The 18,990-nt window shown below is 59.5% G+C and carries 14 protein-coding genes and 1 pseudogene; 6 read left to right on the top strand and 9 right to left on the bottom strand.

Features of this window, described 5'->3' with window-relative positions:
* Positions 1–183 precede the first annotated feature (183 nt).
* From katG to OKW41_RS22380, 9 genes are all read right to left on the bottom strand, one after another.
* A complete protein-coding gene (gene katG, locus OKW41_RS22420) occupies positions 184–2,358 on the bottom strand; it encodes a catalase/peroxidase HPI (RefSeq protein ID WP_429573983.1) in 2,175 nt (724 codons plus the stop codon).
* Positions 2,359–2,818: 460 nt separating this feature from the next.
* Positions 2,819–3,814, bottom strand: coding sequence for an acetamidase/formamidase family protein (locus tag OKW41_RS22415; protein ID WP_429573982.1), 996 nt, complete (start codon positions 3,812–3,814; stop codon positions 2,819–2,821).
* A gap of 60 nt (positions 3,815–3,874) precedes the next feature.
* Entirely contained in the window at positions 3,875–4,579 is a 705-nt protein-coding gene (gene urtE / locus OKW41_RS22410; protein ID WP_429573981.1) for an urea ABC transporter ATP-binding subunit UrtE, read from the bottom strand.
* Between the two features lie 2 nt (positions 4,580–4,581).
* Positions 4,582–5,337, bottom strand: coding sequence for an urea ABC transporter ATP-binding protein UrtD (gene urtD, locus OKW41_RS22405; RefSeq protein WP_429573980.1), 756 nt, complete (start codon positions 5,335–5,337; stop codon positions 4,582–4,584).
* The gene (gene urtC / locus OKW41_RS22400) at positions 5,334–6,428 is read right to left on the bottom strand and encodes an urea ABC transporter permease subunit UrtC (RefSeq protein WP_429573979.1); all 1,095 of its coding nucleotides are present in this window, start codon (positions 6,426–6,428) and stop codon (positions 5,334–5,336) included. Before urtC ends, urtD begins: the two co-directional genes overlap by 4 nt.
* Positions 6,429–6,466: 38 nt before the next feature.
* Positions 6,467–8,089: an urea ABC transporter permease subunit UrtB gene (urtB, locus tag OKW41_RS22395; RefSeq protein ID WP_429573978.1), complete on the bottom strand. Its 1,623-nt coding sequence runs from the start codon at positions 8,087–8,089 to the stop codon at positions 6,467–6,469.
* A 74-nt stretch (positions 8,090–8,163) separates the two neighbouring features.
* Positions 8,164–9,411, bottom strand: coding sequence for an urea ABC transporter substrate-binding protein (locus tag OKW41_RS22390; protein ID WP_429573977.1), 1,248 nt, complete (start codon positions 9,409–9,411; stop codon positions 8,164–8,166).
* A gap of 1,056 nt (positions 9,412–10,467) precedes the next feature.
* Entirely contained in the window at positions 10,468–10,662 is a 195-nt protein-coding gene (locus tag OKW41_RS22385; protein WP_429574393.1) for a hypothetical protein, read from the bottom strand.
* Positions 10,663–10,919: 257 nt separating this feature from the next.
* A complete protein-coding gene (locus OKW41_RS22380; RefSeq protein ID WP_187639207.1) occupies positions 10,920–11,354 on the bottom strand; it encodes a phosphate-starvation-inducible protein PsiE in 435 nt (144 codons plus the stop codon).
* Positions 11,355–12,512: 1,158 nt separating this feature from the next.
* Between OKW41_RS22380 and OKW41_RS22375 the strand changes: the two genes are divergently transcribed.
* The 6 genes and pseudogenes from OKW41_RS22375 to OKW41_RS22350 all read left to right on the top strand — a co-directional run bounded on the left by OKW41_RS22375 (position 12,513) and on the right by OKW41_RS22350 (position 18,857).
* Complete coding sequence (locus tag OKW41_RS22375; protein WP_429573970.1) at positions 12,513–13,235, top strand: IS6 family transposase; 723 nt, start codon at positions 12,513–12,515, stop codon at positions 13,233–13,235.
* A gap of 440 nt (positions 13,236–13,675) precedes the next feature.
* A complete protein-coding gene (locus OKW41_RS22370; RefSeq protein WP_429573976.1) occupies positions 13,676–14,536 on the top strand; it encodes an IS5 family transposase in 861 nt (286 codons plus the stop codon).
* 529 nt (positions 14,537–15,065) lie between these two features.
* On the top strand, positions 15,066–15,893 hold the full coding sequence (locus tag OKW41_RS22365) for a class I SAM-dependent methyltransferase (RefSeq protein WP_429573975.1): 828 nt from the start codon (positions 15,066–15,068) through the stop codon (positions 15,891–15,893).
* Positions 15,894–15,971: 78 nt separating this feature from the next.
* Entirely contained in the window at positions 15,972–16,706 is a 735-nt protein-coding gene (locus OKW41_RS22360; protein WP_429573974.1) for a metallophosphoesterase family protein, read from the top strand.
* A gap of 755 nt (positions 16,707–17,461) precedes the next feature.
* Positions 17,462–17,788: a DUF2905 domain-containing protein gene (locus OKW41_RS22355; protein ID WP_429573973.1), complete on the top strand. Its 327-nt coding sequence runs from the start codon at positions 17,462–17,464 to the stop codon at positions 17,786–17,788.
* Positions 17,789–18,137: 349 nt separating this feature from the next.
* Positions 18,138–18,857, top strand: a pseudogene (locus OKW41_RS22350) (IS6 family transposase).
* Positions 18,858–18,990 lie beyond the last annotated feature (133 nt).

Below are 18,990 nucleotides of genomic sequence, written 5' to 3'. Positions count from 1 at the left end.
CGGGAAACCCGCAATCCGAGGTTCCTCACATTGAAAAGTCGCCGATGTTGCTCCGGCATAGAGTAAGGCCGGTCAGATGTCGCCTCTTGCCTGATAGCCGGCGATAACGCTCGAATCGTGCGACTACGTCGCCACAGAGGGAAGCCCCCGGCGAGCAGTGCAAGCTGCTTGCCGGGGCAGGACTCAGGTCAGGTCGAAGCGGTCCAGGTTCATCACCTTGGTCCACGCCGCGACGAAGTCCTCGACGAACCTCTGCCGGGCATCGCTGCTGGCATAGACTTCGGCCAGCGCGCGCAGCACCGCGTTGGAACCGAACACCAGGTCGGCGCGGGTACCGGTGTATTTCACTTCGCCGCTCTTGCGGTCACGCCCCTCGTACAGCTCGGCCGTCGCGTCGGCGGCCCTCCATACGTTACGCATATCCAGCAGGTTGACAAAGAAGTCGTTGCTGAGCACGCCCACCCTTTCCGTGAGCACGCCGTGGCGGCTGCCGTCAAAATTGGCGCCCAGCACGCGCAGACCGCCGATCAGCACGGTCAGTTCCGGCGCAGTCAGCGTGAGCTGCTGGGCCTTGTCGACCAGCAGGGTCTCGGTCGTCGGTCCGTCCTGAACGCGGCGGTAGTTACGGAAGCCATCGGCAACGGGCTCGAGGACGGCGACCGATTCGACATCGGTCTGGTCCTGACGGGCATCGACGCGGCCCGCTGCGAACGACACATCGACCTTGACCCCGGCAGCTGCGACTGCTTGCTCGATGCCCACCACCCCGGCCAGCACAATCACGTCGGCCAGCGAGGCCTTCCCTGACGCTTGCTGGATGGCCTGCAGCTTTGGCAGCACGCCCGCAGCACGCTTGTTGACTTCCCAGTCCTTCTGGGGTGCCAGCGCCAGCCGCGCGCCGTTGGCTCCGCCGCGCTTGTCGCCGCCGCGGAACGTTGACGCCGATGCCCACGCCACCGAAACGAGCTCGCTGACCGACAGTCCGGACTCAGCAATCTCCGCCTTAAGGTGAGCGATGTCGGCGGCGCTCGGGTTGTGAACAGGCGCTGGCAGAGGGTCCTGCCAGAGCAGATCGACCGCTGGCACTTCCGGGCCGAGGTAGCGCGCCTTCGGTCCCATATCGCGGTGAGTGAGCTTGAACCAGGCTCGCGCGAACGCTTCATTGAAGGCCTGCGGATCATTGAGGAAGCGGCGCGAAATCTTCTCGAATTCCGGATCAAAGCGCAGCGTGAGGTCGGTGACCAGCATCGTCGGCTTGCGCTTTTTCGACGGGTCGAACGGGTCGGGGATGAGCTCCGGCGCGTCCTTGGCTTCGAACTGGATGGCGCCAGCCGGGCTGCGCGTCTGCACCCACTCGTACTTGAACAGATTTTCGAAAAAGTGGTTGCTCCACTGCGTCGGCGTCTGAGTCCAGATCACTTCCAGGCCCGACGTGATCGCATCGGCGCCCGCCCCGCTGCCGTGGGTGCTGGCCCAGCCAAGGCCCTGCGTCTCGAGCGCTGCCGTTTCCGGGTCCTTCCCCACATGCTCGGCCGAGCCGGCGCCGTGGGTCTTGCCAAGCGTGTGGCCACCGGCGATCAGCGCGACGATTTCCTCGTCGTCCATCGCCATGTTGCCGAACGTCGCGCGGATGGCCGGTGCGGCCGACATCGGGTCACCGCTGGCATTCGGCCCTTCCGGGTTCACATAGATCAGGCCCATCTCGGTGGCGGACAGCGGGTTCGTCGCCAACGTCTCCGGGTTGCGGTGGGTGAGCCACTGCTTTTCATCGCCCCAGTTCACGTCCTGATCGGGTTCCCACACGTCCTCGCGGCCGGCGGCGAAGCCAAAGGTGCGGAAGCCCGCGTTCTCCAACGCCACGTTGCCGGCCAGCACGATGAGATCGGCCCATGAGATCTTCTGGCCATACTTCTGTTTGAGCGGCCACAGCAGGCGGCGCGCCTTGTCGAGGCTGACGTTGTCGGGCCATGAGTTGAGCGGCGCGAAGCGCTGCTGGCCGCGAGCGGCGCCGCCGCGACCATCGACCATGCGGTAGGTACCGGCGCTATGCCAGGCCATGCGGATGAAAAGGCCAGCATAGCTGCCCCAGTCTGCCGGCCACCACTCCTGCGAATCGGTCAGAACGGTTTTGAGATCGGCCTTGAGCGCGCTGTAGTCGAGTTTCTTGAACTCCTCGCGGTAGTCGAAGCTTTCGCCGAGCGGATTGGAGCGGCTGGAATGCTGATTCAGCAGGTCGACGCGCAACTGATTGGGCCACCAGTCGAGGTTGGCGGTGCCGCCGCCCGCTATCGGCTTGGTGGCGGCGTGGAACGGGCATTTTGCTTCTTCGGGGGTAGGTGTGTCGATTGGCGTGCTCATGTGTATTCCGGGCGAGTTGGGGAAAACCCTAATAACGGTATTAATGACGCATCTCAATTGAACGCGTCAATATGGCCGACAGCTGGCTTCTGGTTGGCGAATGGGCCATGCGATCGTCGGCAAAAGCGGACGGTCGCGGAGGCGTAATTTTCAACCGCTGCGAATGGCTGCTTCGAAATGTAGCGGCAGTAGGTGCAGCCGAACATCGTCCGTTCCGCCGCCTTTGCTAAACTGACTGTGTCAGATCAGCGTTCGGCGGAAAACGTCGAACTTCGTTCTCTCGAGAATGGCTTCGCCACCATCGATGTGCGCTGCGATCTCTTCGAGTCTTGCATATTCTGCCCGGCTACCCCTCCACATCTGCGGCTGTAATACAAAGCGTAAGGATCTAAGTCGCAGTATTGCGATCAGCTTCGAAACCACCAACCCTTGAGTTTCAAATCCATGGTGGTCCTTCTCCTCAGGCGGCCGGTGCGAGATACTTCTTGCTGATCGCTGCGCCGACCGAATACTTCGGGTCGACGAAGTTGCCTAGCCTCACCTGGCCGCACTGGCTAAGCATCATGTAGGCGTCCCAGCGATCAAAGCCGTATTCCTTTTCGAGCCACAAGACCAGTTCGTGGTAGGCGATCCGCGTCGCATCTTCCAGCGGACGCGCACTGCCGATCGTCATCAGCAACGCATCGGTTTCAAGGCGCGGCCACTCGATGTGCCAGGCTTTGATCAGATCGACGTGAATCGTGGTGGTGCTGGAGAACTCGACGGCGGTGCCGCATACTTCGCCGTCGCCCTGGCAGGCGTGCGCATCGCCGATAAAGAGCCGCGCACCGGCTGAGCGCACCGGCAGATACGTGATGCTGCCCGGCCCCATGTCGGGCACGTCCATGTTGCCGCCGTGATTGTCCGGCGTGAGCGAATTGATCGAGTCGATCTCCGGCGACAGGCTTAGCGTTCCGATATGCGGCTTGTACGGGAGTGTGACGCGCTTGCTCCAGTACACCCCGTCTTCATCGACGTCGATCATGCGGGTGATTTCCGGCAACGGTTCGTTGAGCGTGGCCGTGTATTCCGTGCCCGTCAGCGCACCGAAGCGTGGAATCAGGCAGCAGGTGCCACGCGGATTGTCGCCGCGCGGCAGCATCGATTCGATGTACACGGCCACCACATCGCCTTTTTCCGCACCGTCGATCATGATCGGTCCGCTTTGCGGATTGAGAAACGGCACCTTCAGCTTCTGGCTCGGCAGGTCCTGTTCAGTGCGGATCTTGCCGTCGAAGGCATCGCGGGTCTGGACGACCACGCGATCGCCTGGCGCGACACTGAGCACCGGGGCCGAGTACGGTCCGATCGTGTAGTGGAAGGTCCCCTGACGGGCTTCCGTCAGTTCGTGCGTCTCGCGTACCTGGCCGCGTGCGACGCCGCGGGTGTGCATGATCGATTGTTCAAGCCAGTTCATCTGGATGTTCCTGTTGAAGTGTGGGTTTTCAAACTGAAGCGGTGCGCTGCTCGCGCCGCTTCACACCGAAATGAGCGATCTGACGTTATTGGCCTCCATCTGGTCGCCGCGGCCGGCTGACACTACCTGGCCGCGTATCAGCACCACATAGTCGTCAGCCACGGCCTCGGCGAAATCGAAGAACTGTTCGACCAGCAGGATCGACAGCGAGCCCTTTAGCGACCGGATTACCGCTTCAATTTCCATGACGATGGACGGCTGGATGCCTTCGGTGGGTTCGTCCAGAACCAGCAGTTTCGGGTTGGTGAGAAGCGCGCGGCCGATGGCAAGCTGCTGCTGCTGTCCGCCGGAGAGATTGCCTGCGATGCGCCGGCGCATCGTCTTGAGCACCGGAAACGTATGAAAGATATCGTCGAAGGAAAACTGCTTGCCTTGGGCAGTTGAATTGCGCTCACCCGCGTATGCACCAATACTTAGATTTTCTTCGACGCTCAGCAACGAGAAAATGTCGCGTCCCTGCGGCACGTAGCCGAGGCCTGCCTCCACGCGTCGGTGCGGCGGTGTGCGGGTCAGTGGCTGGTCGCCCAGGACGATCTCACCGTCCTTGACGGGCAACAGCCCCATGAGGCACTTCAGCAGGGTGGTCTTGCCCACGCCATTGCGGCCGAGCACCACGGTGCAGGCGCCTTCCTGCACGTTCAGCGACACGTCGCGCAACGTGTGGCTGCTGCCGTAGAACTGATTGAGTGCGGAAATCTTGAGCATGCTTATCGTCCCAGATAGACCTGAATCACGCGCGGATCGTTGCGCACCCTCTCCATCGAGCCCTCGCCGAGCAATTGCCCTTCATGCAGCACGCTGACGAGGTCCGCGATCTCGCCAACAAAATCCATGTCATGTTCGATCACGACCACGGCCCGTTCGGGCGACTTGAGCTTTGCGATCAATTCTGCGGTGCGTGCGGTCTCGTGATCGGTCATGCCGGCTACCGGTTCGTCGAGCAGGATGACGTGGGGATCAGCGACAAGCAGCATGCCGATCTCAAGCCACTGCTTCTGGCCGTGCGACAACGTTCCGGCCACGCGGCTTCCTTCGCTCGCGAGGCCGATCGTTTCCAGCACCTCATCGATACGCTGGTTCTGCTGCGCACCGAGCCGCGAACGCACCATATCGGCATAGCCACGGCCGTTGCGAATCGCGAGCTCGAGGTTTTCGCGCACACGCAATGCCTCGAAGACGCTGGGCTTCTGGAACTTGCGGCCGATGCCGAGACGTGCGATGGACGTTTCATCGAGCGCCGCGAGATTCGTGACCTTGTTCAGGAACACTTCTCCCGCTGCTGGGCGCGTCTTGCCGGTAATCACATCCATCAACGTGGTCTTGCCGGCGCCGTTCGGCCCGATGATTGCGCGGATCTCGCCATAGCGGAACTCCATCGAAAGATTGGTGATCGCAGCAAAACCGGAAAAACGCACGAACAGGCCACTGATATAGATAGCCGTGGCAGACAGGGACGCGTTCATCGGTGTGCCCCCTTGTCATCGCTGCCGGCGGACTTGAGCGTGCCCCACAGGCCGTTGCTGAAATACACCACGATCAGCAAGGTCACGCCGGCAAGAATGAACGGCCACAGAGCGGGAAGTTGCGCGGTCAGCCAGAACTTCAGTCCGTTGACCACGATCGCCCCGACGATTGCGCCGATCAGCGTGCCACGGCCGCCGATGGCGACCCACACCGCAATCTCAACGGATAGCTCCGGTGACACGATGCTCGGGTTGACGATGCCGACCTGCGGCACGTACAGCATGCCGGCAAGCGCCGCGAGCACGGCTGACAGACACCATGCAAACAGCTTCAACGTATGCGTGCGGTAACCGAGAAAGCGCATCCGTGCTTCGTCATCGCGTACAGCGATCAATGCACGGCCAAAGCCGGAGTGCGCAAGAAAGCGTACGCCGACATAAGCCGCGACGAGCAGTAGGCAGGAACACACCGCGAGGCCGATCTGCGTCGGCACATCGGCCAGTTTGTGGCCTGCGATGCTGGTAAATCCAGTCATGCCGTTATTGCCGCCCAGTCCGACATCGTTGATGAACAACAGCAACATTAGCGCGTAAGTCAGGGCCTGCGTGATGATCGACAGGTACACGCCGTTGATCCGGGAGCGGAACGTGACGAAGCCGAACGCGCCCGCCACCACGGCCGTCACGACAACGGTGACCAGTATCGTCACATCGAGACGCGAAAGCATCTTCCACAGGGCAGGGAAGTCGCTCGCGCCCATGAATTGCATGAAATCAGGCAAAACATGGGTCTCGGCGTAGGCACCGTTGAGCAGATAGATGGCCATCAGATAGCCGCCGATGCCAAAGAATATGCCGTGCCCAAGGCTCAGGATGCCGCCGTAACCCCAGACCAGATCGAGCGAGAGCGCAAGCAGCGCAAAGCACATGATCTGGCCGATCAGGTTGATGCCAAACAACGACAGATGCAACGCGTTCGACTCGGGAATCACTAAATACGCAAAGGGCAGATAGACGGCCACCAGCACCAGCATCGGTACGATGCCGATCTCGACGGTCTGGCCCATCCATTTCGTAGCGAGTGCCGACAAGGTGAATCTCCTGCGGGTGCGCGGATCGGGAAGCGTGTTCATACGCGGGTCTTCAATGCAAAGAGTCCTTGCGGGCGCTTCTGAATGATCAGGACAATCAGTAGAAGCACGGCAACCTTGGCGGCGACCGCTCCATAGAACGGTTCGATGAACTGGTTGATTTCGCCAAGCGCGAGCGATGACACGACGGTGCCGACCAGGCTGCCTGCGCCGCCCAGTACGACCACCATGAACGAGTCGACAACGAAGCCCGTGCCCATCGACGGATTGACGCTGGCGATCTGCGTGAGAACCACGCCCGCAAGACCAGCGAGGCCGGCTCCGAGGCCGAACGCGAGACGGTCGACGCGCTCGGACGGCACGCCCAGACAGCGCGCCATATCGCGCAACTGCGTCGTGGCGCGCATCAGCAGTCCAAGTTTCGTGAAGCGGACCACGGCGAAAGTCGCGGCGAAGATCAACATGGCGAGGACGATTGCGAAGACGCGGTTATAGGTCACGAAGAAGCCGGGCGCGACCTGCATGCCGCCGTTGAGGAAGCCCGGCGTGATGAATTCCACGTTCTGCGAGCCGAACAGCACCTGAACCAGCTTGATGAGGGCGATGCTGACGGCCCACGTGGCAAGCAACGTCTCCAGCGGCCGGCGATACAGAAAACGGATCACAAGGAATTCGAGCAACATCCCGCACACCGCGCAGATCACGAACGCCACGGGAATCGCCACGAAAATGTAGGCGTCGAATAATCCCGGCAGATGCGCCTGCATAAAACGTTCGACGAGATACGTCGCATAAGCGCCGATCATGATGAACTCGCCGTGCGCGAGGTTGATCACCCCCATGAGACCGAATACGATCGACAGGCCCAGTGCGGTCAGCAACAGCACGCCGGCATAGCTCAAGCCGCTGAAGAGAATCGATAACACGTTGCCGAACGAAAGCCACGTGTCCATCGAGCGGATGGCACTCTGCACTGCCGCCAGCACTTGAGGATCCGAACGCACCGAGTCTTGCGTCGCGAAGTTGGCGAGTGCGGTGCGAGCGGTCTCGCTTGGCACCTCGGCCACCGCCTTGATGGCGGCGAGCCGCTCGGCCTTCTCGGTGCTGTTCAGGCCGCGCTTGGCCAACGCGAGCGTGAGCACGGTTGCGGTTTCCGGGTCGTGCTGCTGCCTGATCGCGCGGGTAACGATGGCGGGGTCGAGCAACGCAAAGAATTTGTCGACCTGTCGCGCCGCCGCCGCGCGGGTGTCCTGCTGAGGGGCAAACAGGTCCATTTCCGCCGACGCCACCGCAAGCTTGCGCATCATCACGATGCTTGGCACATAGGGCGAATCCGCTGTCGCGTGGGTGCTCGGCTGAAGGGTCGCCGCGTCGAGCGCCGGGCTTCCCTGGAGCGTCGCCTGAGTGCCCGCCCCGCACACCAGTGCGCCGTTGCGTATGGCGTCGACGATCTGGCGAGCCCACGCCCGTTCGTGCGCATCGGCTGACACGCCAACCTCGACGAGCTGTTCCAGCGCAGCGGCCTTATCGCTGTCCGCGGCACAGAACGATGCGAGCGCCGCGGTTCGGCCTGGCGCAGGGACAGGCGCCGCGCGCGTGGAGGTGGCCCCGAGTAGCGCCAGACAAGCAATCGCGAGAAAAATCTGCCTGAAATTGATCATGGTGTTTCCATTCGATGCTGCTGCAGGGACCGGCGAGCGAGCGACCGCCGGTCCCATCTTCCTTGCGGGCGCGTCTATGCCTTACCGATATATGGGCTGAACGGCACGGGCTTCACGATGTCTTTCGACTTCCAGAGAATGTCGAAACCCTGCTTCGCATTGATCGAGCCGATCATGTCGCCGCGCCACAGGTACTGCGTGGAGGCGTCCATCTTCACGGTATAGCCCGCCGGGTCGACCATCGACTGGCCCGCGAGCGCCTTCCGTACGGCGTCGGTGCTGGTCGATTTCGCCTTCGCGGCAGCCTGCGCCCACAGGCTGATACCGAGGTAGGTCGATACCATCGGATCGATCACCATGTCCGGGCGATGCTTCAGGCTATGCGCGCTCACGTAGTTTTTCCAGTCGCTCCTGAACTGGCGGTTCTGTGGCGTATCGACGTTCTGGAAGTAGCACCAGCAGCTGAGGTGGCCGACCAGCGGCCTCGTGTCGAGACCTTCAAGGTCGCTATCCACCACGTCCAGACCGAGGATCGGAATATCGGTCGCGCGGACCCCCTGGTTGATCGCCTCCTTGAACATCGCGGGAATCGAATCGCCGACCACCGTCATCACGACGATGGCTTGACCACCCGGCTGGGCCGCAAAGTCCTTGATTTCGCGCACAATGGTCTGGAAGTTCGATTGCCCGAACGGCACATAATGTTCGCGCCATGCCGAATCCGGAATGTTCTTCGTCTTGAGATAGCCCTTGAGCATCTTGTTGATGGTGCGCGGCCACACGTAATCGCTGCCGATCATGTAGAAACGCTTTGCGCCGCCCCCTTGATCGCTCATCAGGTAGTCCATTGCGGGCAACACCGAACTGCTCGGCGGCGAATTCAGATAGACCACGTTCTTCGACTGCTCTTCGCCTTCGAAGTGAAGCGGATAAAACAGCAAACTGTCCTGCGCCTCGACCACCGGCAATACGGACTTGCGCGACACGGACGTCCAGCAGCCGAACAGCGCTGCGCATTGGTCGCGCAGGATCAGCTGTTTGGCGAGTTGCGCATACATCGGCCAATCCGAAGCCGGATCGACGACCACGCCCTGAAGCTGACGCCCTAGCACGCCGCCCTTGGCGTTGATCTGATCGATCGTCATCAACGCCGTGTCCTTTAGCAGCGATTCGCCATTGGCCATCGTGCCCGACAGCGAAAACAGCAAGCCGAGCTTGATCGGCTCGCCGGTTCCCGCAGCCAGCACAGCCTTAGGCAGAGCAGTGCCCGCAGCGGTCACCAACCCGGAACCGACTGCCGACAGGAAGGTACGTCTTTTCATTTGCTTCACTCCGACAGGGATCAGGCTTGCTAATAAAATCTGTCATCCGAGAGCGAGAAGATCTCAAATGACAAGACAGAGAATTAGTGACAAGTTGTCGCAAACGCTACAGCCCTTTGATTGCGCTGACGGAAAAAGCAACGACCAAACGGGTCTGGCAGAGGGGACATCTCGGCCGCCGGCGCGGAGAACTGCAGGAGGCCAGCCATGATGCACGCCCAGGGGTCAGGGTCTTGCCGAATCCCCCAGATGAGACAGTGGCCAGTCTCAATACGCCGGGCAGGCATGACTGACAACGGTGCGGCAGCATGAACTGGGACAGGGAAGGCGAACACGCCCATCCCCGACTCAACCTCGCAAGAAGAGTCATCAGGCGCTGCCTCCAAAAATGGGTTCAACATCATCTTCCTGTCCTCGGTGTTAAGAGTCGAAGCCGTTATCGAAGGACCAAGTGGCAAAGTCGGCTATGTTCCGCACTGTGCTATTGAATGCAGACCGTGCTCGGGTCCCCCGCTCTTTGATTGCGCCTGGAGAGACGGAGCGGAGTACGCCAGGGATACCGTCAACCGCGGGACTTGCGCGGTTCCCGATGACTGAAGAGTAGGTGCACAAAAGCCGGGAATCTATTACATGGGTGGTTGTAGTGATTCACCGATAGGGTTCGCTTGGATATACAGACGTATAAGCGGTGGTCAGCGAGAAACGGCCCCTAGTGTTCTCTCCCAATGGAATAACTTTGGATGAACGCCTGATCCTGGCGAGGATAGAATCGGCGGTGACGGTCCGTATGAAATGGGCGTTTACGACGGTTGCACACTCGACGTAGCGTTGAATGAAGAAGACCAACTGACGGCACGCTCTCGAACGAGCCGCGGCGAATTGCCTATTGGGTAACCAAGGCAAACCACGCTCGACTTGATTGAGCCAACTCGAATGCGTCGGCGTGAAGTGCATGTGGTAGCGCGAACGTTTGGCCATCGTGAAAAATAGCCGCTGCGCGATATAAAAATTCGCGCAGCGGCGTGGCCTTCGCAACCCCCACGCGTGACCGGAAACTCAGATCGCGCAGCGCGCGATGTCGAAGCGCATTTCCTCATCCGGCGGGTCGTCCGGCTCATTCGCCGGATGCATCACCTTGATCACCGAGCCCGCGTTGAGCGGCGTCAGCGCGACGAAGTACGAGTTATTCGAATCCGAGCCGACGGCGAGTTCCATCGCCGCTTTGATCTTCGGATGCTTGTGGGCACACACTCCTGTGCGTCGAGCCCCGCGGTGTTTCATGCAATACCTTGCTGAGCAACTCCGCAACCGCTTCATCGTCGTGCGTGCGCCGCGTCAAATGAAAAGCCAGTGGCGTCGAAGACGGTTTGGCTTCCTCGAGACCACGCATTCGGCGTACTGCGCCTGTGCAAGTAGTATGACCGCGACGCACCGGAGGGCGTGGCCCCCGCACCGCGGTGATGATGACGTGGAGTCGCCCGGCGACTAAGCGCATGGCCGTTGCCCGCTTAGCGCGCACCCTCGTCAGGCCGTTCGTCGGCATTGCTTGGATACCTGGACTGTCCGTAACGAATCAGCAGCACACCTAGCGCTATCAGCAAGATGGCGCCAGCCGAGGCGACAAGGTGCAGCTCGGTATTTGCGCCAGCGCGCAGGATGACATCGCGGGCGATAGAGACCATGGCTATGTAGAGCGGAAATCGCACCGGCAACTGCCCCGCCTTCAGGTATTGCCCGACCATCGCAAACACTTCGAGGTATAGAAACATGAGGAGCAAATCAGTCAGCGTAACGCCGCCGGAGTCTGTCATCTTCCAGATCAGATGCCCCATCGCCAGCGCGGTCCCGATGCCGATGGCCAGCAAGCCCACCAGTTCGGCCATCTCTATGACTTGTTCGAGCCGCCTTTTGATGCTCCGGTGCAGAGCGCCTTCATACTTCATCTACACTGCTCCTTTGAAACGTTGAAATGATATTTCGACATCGCTGCTCATCGGCGCAACTATGGCTGCACCGATTGCATGCCACGCCCGCAGCGGAGGCAGCGGGACCGGTGCAGGCCGTGCCGTTGAGAAGATGATTGATGGCCAGTGGCGATGAGCGCGGCACGGGTCGCGAGCTTCACACCGGTTCACACGGGCACGCCCATTGATAACTGCCTCCCGCTCGTTTTGAGAACGGCACGCCAGACGCTAGCATATTGGCGATGGCGCATCGATGCGTCACAGCGTCGCCACCGGTTTGTCACCGCGACATTACGAACGCTGCCTCATCTCCTCAATGCGGCCATACACCGGTCACGAAGGGAGCGGCGGCTCATGGTCGCGTGTCGCCGATCGCTGTCAGGCATAGTCCGGCCGTAGCGGCCGTTCGACACCGATGCATACATCGTGGACAACTGGCACTTCTATCAGCCATGCGTTCTCTCACATGATTGCTCAAAGTCATTTCGATGTATCCGCTCGACCTTGGCTGGGTGCGCGATCAGGCTCTCGGCGCCGCCTTCGATGAATATATGAAAGGCGATGCTACGCGCGTTGTCCTGCGAGAGAGAAATTGGCGAGATGGACCGGTTCGTCCGGACCGATCGTTTGGCTACAGCGGCGCAACCGGTCGGTCGCGTTCCCGGCCTATTGCTCGCGCGCTATCCGATCTTTCAAGATGCACTGCGATACGGCGAAACAACGTTTCGGACGCTCCCTGAATGCGCGAAGCTGGTGGCGCTCAACCGCACGACCATCGATGCGGCAGAGCAAGCTATCGCGTCGAAAATACTGGATGAAGTCGGCGTGTCCTATATCGAACTGGGCACGCGCACCGTGGATGAAGCCGTCGAGAGCTATCTTGGCAGGCACGCAGAGGGTGAAAATTTGCACGCCGAGCGCCCCTCCACATCGCTTGAAGACCTGGCCGGACAGATTCCAACTATGAACTATCCGCTGATGGCAAGGCCGCCTTGCGTGCTTCATGCCGGAGGGGGCATCTTTCTCGAGGGCTGGATGCGCTTCTTCGCATACCGTGCGCGCGGCGATCGGACGATTCCGGGTTTTGTCGCATTAACGCGGTCAAGTAAAATCCGTCGACCGCAACGCATGAGAAGCATGATGGCAAAGACGAAGGCGCCACGCAAGACGCTGCCCGCTGGCATTGGCAAGGTACTGAAGCGGCTGCACTACCCGCTGGACGTGATCCTGCTGTGCGTGCGGTGGTACGTGGCGTACTCACTGAGCCTACGTAACCTCGAGGAAATGATGGCCGAGCGGGGTATTGAGGTGGATCATTCGAGCGTGCACCGGTGGGTTATCAAGCTGCTGCCGGTGCTTGAAAAAGCATTCCGCAAACGCAAACGGCCTGTGGGCAAAAGCTGGCGCGTCGATGAGACCTACGTCAAGGTCAAAGGTCAATGGAAATACTTGTACCGTGCCGTCGACAAAACAGGTAACACGGTGGATTTCCTGCTGCGCGCCCATCGGGACAAGGCCGCGGCACGCCGCTACTTCGAGAAGGCGATTGAACAGAACGGCGAGCCCGAGACAATCACCGTGGACTGCAGCGGCGCGAATCTGGCTGCGCTTGAAGCGCTCAATGCCGAGCGTTTAACACCGATCAAGGTCCGTCAAAACAAATACCTGAACAACGTCGTCGAACAGGATCACCGTGCCATCAAACGCATCATCAAACCGATGCTGGGGTTCAAGGCTTTCCGCTGTGCGCGCATCATCCTGTCTGGCATAGAGATCGCACACATGATCCGCAAGGGGCAGTTGTGTGACGATGGCGTCGCCTCGACTACAGCCGAACAATTCTACTCGTTGGCAGTGTAAGTAGTCCTACTGATATCACGCTTTACTCAAGCTGTAATCGTTAGCGCGACAGAACCCTTTTACTTGGTCGAATCCGTGTTACGCCGCCACCCAAAAGAGTTCTCCGATGAAATCCGTCCTCGTGGCCCGCCGTATGAGTTAGATCCGACTACGCGCTCAAATTTCTATTCATGCCGACGAGGCGTCGGTCGGCTGGAGCCGCGCCTCGGCGATGATTGGGCCGGCTGGCGCACCCGAGCTTTCGATCCAGCGCTTTCTCATGGGTGCAAGGATGTACTTCGCAGATACGGCGGCAGCAATCGACACCACAGCTGCCGAGATAAAACCCAACTGGTTGCGGGTTTTCGACGGCCGTGGAATTTGTCTGCAAGCCGCGCCAGGACTGGATTTCAGGTCAGAATAGCCAGATCGGCTAAAGTCCAGATTTCTGGACGCAGCGAATGACCCGAAGCCCATACTGGCAAGAGATTCCAACAAGATTGCGCCTGGAGCAGTTCGAGCAATTTGTCTGGCCGCATCTGAGCCTGGGCCGTCGCGGACCTCCCCCCACGCTGGCCTTGCACAAGGTCTTCAACTACATCCTGCAGGCACTGTACATGGGTTGCCAATGGAAGATGCTGCCGATCGACAGGAATGCAGAAGGTCACCCTGAAATTCACTATACGCGCATCTACCGCACGTTTCGTCGCTGGCAGGCCGATGGTTGCATCGATGCGATCTTTTCGGGCTCGGTGCAGCAACTTCATCAGGACCAGCTGCTTGACCTTTCGGTCATCCACGACGACGGCACCACGACGGCGGCGAAGAAAGGCGGCGACAATCTCGGGTATAGCGGGCACAAGCATCTGAAGGGCGACAAGGTGGTGGCCTTGTGCGATCGCAACTGCAACGTCATTGCTCCATTCATCAGCGCTCCCGGCAACCGCAACGAATCACCGCTGTTGCGCGACGCGTTGCCCAGCCTCACCGCCATGGCCCGCGCCATTAGCGCGGACCTGCACGGTTCAATCGTCAGCCTGGATGGCATTTACGACTGCAGGGCCAACCGCAAGGCGATCTTCAATCGCGGCATGACCCCGAACATCCCCGAGAATCCGCGCGGACGCAAAATACCGAAGCGGGGCCGCAAGCAGCGCTACGATCCGGCCATCTTCGAGGAGCGCTTCAGGACCATTGAACGGGTCTTCGCCTGGGAGGACAAGTTCCGCCGTCTGCTGCTGCGCTTTGAACGCATCAGTGACGTTCACTACGCGTTAAAGACGCTTGCCTATACGATGATTAACCTGCGCCACTACTGCTGAACCAGCGCGGGGCTCGCACTTCACTGATTGCGGCACGCGCCGTGATTGCTCACGCCTGTTGCATTCGCATTCCTGATCATAATGCAAACTCCGATATCGAGATACCAGTCGCTTTTCACAACGATGTTCCTGGCTTCGCACGATTACCAACGGTCATCGTAGTCTTTCCGTTCGCAATGGACGGAAACGCGCAACCAGTTGTAACTAACTAACCGGCTGCCGTTGCAGTCAGCGGAAAGCGGTCACTCGTCGAAGGCAGGAAACGAGGTGGCGCGAACGACAGCAAAGGCCGAGCACGCGCCAGCCGACGTGACTGTCCGAATGGCCGTTGCGGCTTCAAAGCCGCCGGCGAGGCGGCGCTGGGTCGAACGGCGGCAGTGGGTCGGGTGCGGCCGACCGCCCGAAGGGCAGCGCCCGGCCAGGAAGGGACATTCGACATCGTGGTCTAGTTCGTTGACAATCCCCGTGGAATTGAACGATCCAGAGTCTAGGCGTACAACCAAGAATTGAACAAGCGGGTAACGCAAGAATGACATCCCAAGCAGAAATCTATTTAAAAGATTTTCACCGTCGTCGGGCGGGAGCAACGCGCCGGGCCTATGGCAATCATCCTGCGCGATCGACGCAGGCACAATACCCATCTTCCTATCATGCGCTGGCTGAACGTGTGCCGAATGATGAGATGTCGCGCACTGTGCTCGATCTGGCATGCGGTGATGGGCCACTGCTACAAATTCTGAACGACAGGGGCCACGCAGGAACGAAGTTGATCGGCATCGACATGAGCGATGGCGAGTTGGGTGCGGCTCGGGCGGTATTGCCGCAGGATGTACGGTTGATAAATGAGCGCGCACAAGAGGTGTCGCTCGATACCGGTTCCGTGGACTACGTACTGTCGCACATGGCTCTGATGTTGATGGACGACATAGAGCAGGTAATCCGTGAAATTCGCCGAGTACTGCGTAAAGGCGGTAGTTTTTCCGCTGTCGTCGGGCGGGCCTTTCTGACCGGGGAAGTCGGCGAAGTCTTTTTAGACATATTCAGACCGATTGCGAAGGCGAACCTGACACACTTACCACTCGGTGATGCGCGGACACGCAGTGAAGCCGGCTGGAGTGAACTACTCCAGCATGGTTTCGCTAATGTCGTGTTTGAAGACATCGAAATTGACTGGATGCCTACGCCGGAGCAGTTATGGTTGGACATGCTCGACACTTACGATGCCGACAGGATGTCCGAATCGGCGCGCGCGCAGTTCAAGAGCGAACTATTAGCGGCGTTTGCGCCCATGCAACGCGAAGACGGCACGTTAAATACGGGATGGGGACTGCGTCTTATTCAGGCCAGTGCTGCCTAGCGGCCACAACCGGTCACTGGACCGACGCGTCCAGATTGGTGACAATCTGGCCATCGTCGGCTCTCATTCGTTGCTGCTATGAAAATCGCTGCGCTATCTGATATCCACGGAAATCTCGCCGCGCTCGACGCCGTGCTGGAAGATATTCGCTCGGCCGGTGCGGATTTGATTGTTAATCTCGGCGACATTCTTTCTGGCGCGCTTTATCCAAGCGAAACGGCAGACCGGTTAATGTCTCTTGGTCTTCCGACTATCCGGGGCAATCATGAAAGGCAGGTACTTGCCGGCGATCGGGAGCATATGGGTCAATCCGACCGCTGGGCGCTCGACCACCTGCGCCCCGATCAACTGGACTGGATCGCAAGTTTGCCCAGCACGCTCTCTGTTGGCGAAGACGTTTTGCTGGTTCACGGGACGCCCGAAGACGACTTGACCTATTTTCTGGAAACCGTAACCCATTCCGGATGCAGGGAGGCCACGCCGGAGGAAGTCGAATGTCGCGCGGGGAATGCGGCTTCGAAACTGATTCTTTGCGGTCATACTCACTTGCAGCGCTCGATGAAACTCGATGACGGGCGTTTGATTGTGAATCCGGGCAGCGTCGGCATTCAGGCTTATGAAGATGACCGACCGTTTCCTCATCGAATGGAGATGCGCTCGCCTCACGCGCGATACGCATTCGTGACCCAGGTCGGATCGAATTGGACGGTTGAATTTCGCGCCATCGAGTATGACTGGGACGCTGCGTCGGCAATCGCGACGGAGAACGGACGGCACGACTGGGCCGTCGCTCTTCGCAGCGGCCGTTGCTAAAGCAAAGTCTTCACGCCTGATCGTCCATGAAGCGCTGTTCATAGATGAGGCCAAATGCACCGCTTTCCTATCGCGAGTTCGGCATGGATTTCACCAAAACGCTTGTAATCGGTAATTCCGGATCAGGGAAAAAGTTGGTTGTCGGAACGTCTCGCTGACAGCCTCAATGCGACATGGACTGACCTTGATCTGATTCACTGGCAACCCGGAGGCTTTAACGTTGCCCGGCAGCGGGACGAGGCAATTCAGCTTGCTCGCGAAGCAGCTAACGCCGATCGGTGGGTCATCGAAGGTATATACGGCTGGCTAGTCGCTGAGATTCAGCCAGACGCAACGGCATTAATCTGGCTAGACCTTACCGAAACCGAATGCACAGACAATATTCGGAAACGTGGCATCCGCCGCGATGGGAATGATACGTCGTTCGAGGCGCTATTGCGCTGGGCCGAAACATACCGAACCCGTGACGGTTCAAGCTCATACACTGCACACGCACGCATTTTCCAGGAATTTTTCTGGCACAAAGAGGCGCCTCGATAGCCGTGCTGAGATTGGGAGGTTCGCCAGCCTGTGGGCAGATCAGTAGATCAGGCGAATGTCCGCTTCGGCTAGCCGCGACTGTCTCTAGTGGGTCGTGAAGAGCCCGTCGTGTCGCCCGGGAACAGACATCGGTCGGCGCGTGCGCCGTTGGCCAGATCTCGCTTCCTCAACGACGACTTTGCATTGTTTGGCCGGCTCCCTGCGCTGCGCGCTTGATGGAGGCAAAGCTGGGGGGCGCAACGGGCGTGCGCCCGCGGCCAGCAGCTCTGGCAGGTCCGCATGCGTGGGCCTATGATTGCCCCATCCGCTACCGTGAGTGTCTGCGCTCCATGAGCCGTTTCCTGATCGTCGTTGGCCTCGGATGGCACTGGCTCGCGCGCATCCCGTTCGGCCGGCTGCCTGGCGACATTCATATCGTCCACGACGGATTCAACTTCCACTTCCCGATCATCACGTGCATCGTGATTTCGGTCGTGGTATCCGCACTGTTGTGGTTCTGTTCTTGCGGCGTTGAGAGCGGTGCGCGTTGGAGCACACAATGACGCCGATTGTGTAGGCGCGAAGCGGTCGGAAAGTGGATCGCGCGCTCAGTTGTTCGGAAATCTGCGGCGCCAGCGCCGACGGCAAATTCCGAATCACCGATTCGGATTTTTTCGCTCCAGTAACTGGCTGAGACCTTTCCGCTTTCCTGGACGCACTATGTCCACCTGATGCGGCGTACGCGTTCGCCTTAAGAGAATGTTTCAAAAAGAGTCGTCCGAACGCTGAAGCGTTCGCCAGCAGATCAGGCAACAGGCGAGTTTAAGGAGCCCTTCATGGATGTCGGGGTTCTGGTGCAAACGGTGAATGTGATCGGTTAGAGTGCTGCTTCCCCGATCTCATGATTCGATAATGAGCAAGCTTAAAAACATGGGCGATCTGTTCTCAGGCCGTCACTTCAACCGCGATGTGATCATTCAGTGCGTGCGCTGGTATCTACGCTACAAGCTCAGCCTGCGTGATCTCGTCGAGATGATGGCCGAGCGCGGCCTGTCGCTCGCCCACACAACGATCCTTCGTTGGGTGAAGCGTTACACGCCGGAGTTTGTCAAGCGCTGGAACCGTTTCGGCACGCCTGCGGGAACGTCGTGGCGTGTCGACGAAACGTACCTGTGAGTCCGCGGTAAATGGGTCTATCTTTATCGGGCAGTAGATCGGGCGGGTCAGACGGTTGACTTCCTGCTCAGGGCGAAACGCGACGTGAACGCGGCCAAAGCCTTTTTCAACAAGGCAATCAAACATCAGGGGCGGCCGCCGCAAACCATTACACTCGATGGCTATGCCGCCTCACACCGTGCTGTGCGCGAGATGAAGGCCGACGGCCTGATGCCCGAGGGCACGAAGGTTCGATCTTCGAAATATCTCAACAATCTGATCGAACAGGACCATCGCCATATCAAGTCCCGGACCAATGCCATGCTCGGCTTCAAGCGTTTCAGGAACGCCGCGATCACTCTGGCCGGCATTGAGTTGATGCATCGCATTAGCAAAGGCCAATTCAATCTCGCAAAGCTCGGCCTCAAAGATGCCACTGTACCCACCGTATGGAATGCGGTCCTGTCTTATCGATAAGGTATCCTTTTTATCGAGACCTTCTCGTCCAGACAGCCTATTTGCACCAGAACCGTCAAAATCACCACCCAGCATGAAGCGTCACGAAGACCGTACTGCGACATCTGAACTTTGCCTGGATACGACATTACAA

The sequence above is a fragment of the Paraburkholderia sp. UCT70 genome, from assembly GCF_050434085.1.
GTDB lineage: Bacteria > Pseudomonadota > Gammaproteobacteria > Burkholderiales > Burkholderiaceae > Paraburkholderia > Paraburkholderia tuberum.
This window is presented reverse-complemented; position numbering and strand designations above follow the sequence as displayed.

Bases quoted from the DNA above. Each gene is read 5' to 3' on its own strand.
- OKW41_RS22415 (WP_429573982.1), bottom strand. From the start codon at position 3,814: ATGAACTGGCTTGAACAATCGATCATGCACACCCGCGGCGTCGCACGC.
- OKW41_RS22370 (WP_429573976.1), top strand. From the start codon at position 13,676: ATGACCCGAAGCCCATACTGGCAAGAGATTCCAACAAGATTGCGCCTG.
- OKW41_RS22375 (WP_429573970.1), top strand. From the start codon at position 12,513: ATGATGGCAAAGACGAAGGCGCCACGCAAGACGCTGCCCGCTGGCATT.
- urtE (WP_429573981.1), bottom strand. From the start codon at position 4,579: ATGCTCAAGATTTCCGCACTCAATCAGTTCTACGGCAGCAGCCACACG.
- OKW41_RS22360 (WP_429573974.1), top strand. From the start codon at position 15,972: ATGAAAATCGCTGCGCTATCTGATATCCACGGAAATCTCGCCGCGCTC.
- urtB (WP_429573978.1), bottom strand. From the start codon at position 8,089: ATGATCAATTTCAGGCAGATTTTTCTCGCGATTGCTTGTCTGGCGCTA.
- OKW41_RS22355 (WP_429573973.1), top strand. From the start codon at position 17,462: ATGGAGGCAAAGCTGGGGGGCGCAACGGGCGTGCGCCCGCGGCCAGCA.
- OKW41_RS22365 (WP_429573975.1), top strand. From the start codon at position 15,066: ATGACATCCCAAGCAGAAATCTATTTAAAAGATTTTCACCGTCGTCGG.
- urtD (WP_429573980.1), bottom strand. From the start codon at position 5,337: ATGAACGCGTCCCTGTCTGCCACGGCTATCTATATCAGTGGCCTGTTC.
- katG (WP_429573983.1), bottom strand. From the start codon at position 2,358: ATGAGCACGCCAATCGACACACCTACCCCCGAAGAAGCAAAATGCCCG.
- OKW41_RS22390 (WP_429573977.1), bottom strand. From the start codon at position 9,411: ATGAAAAGACGTACCTTCCTGTCGGCAGTCGGTTCCGGGTTGGTGACC.
- OKW41_RS22380 (WP_187639207.1), bottom strand. From the start codon at position 11,354: ATGAAGTATGAAGGCGCTCTGCACCGGAGCATCAAAAGGCGGCTCGAA.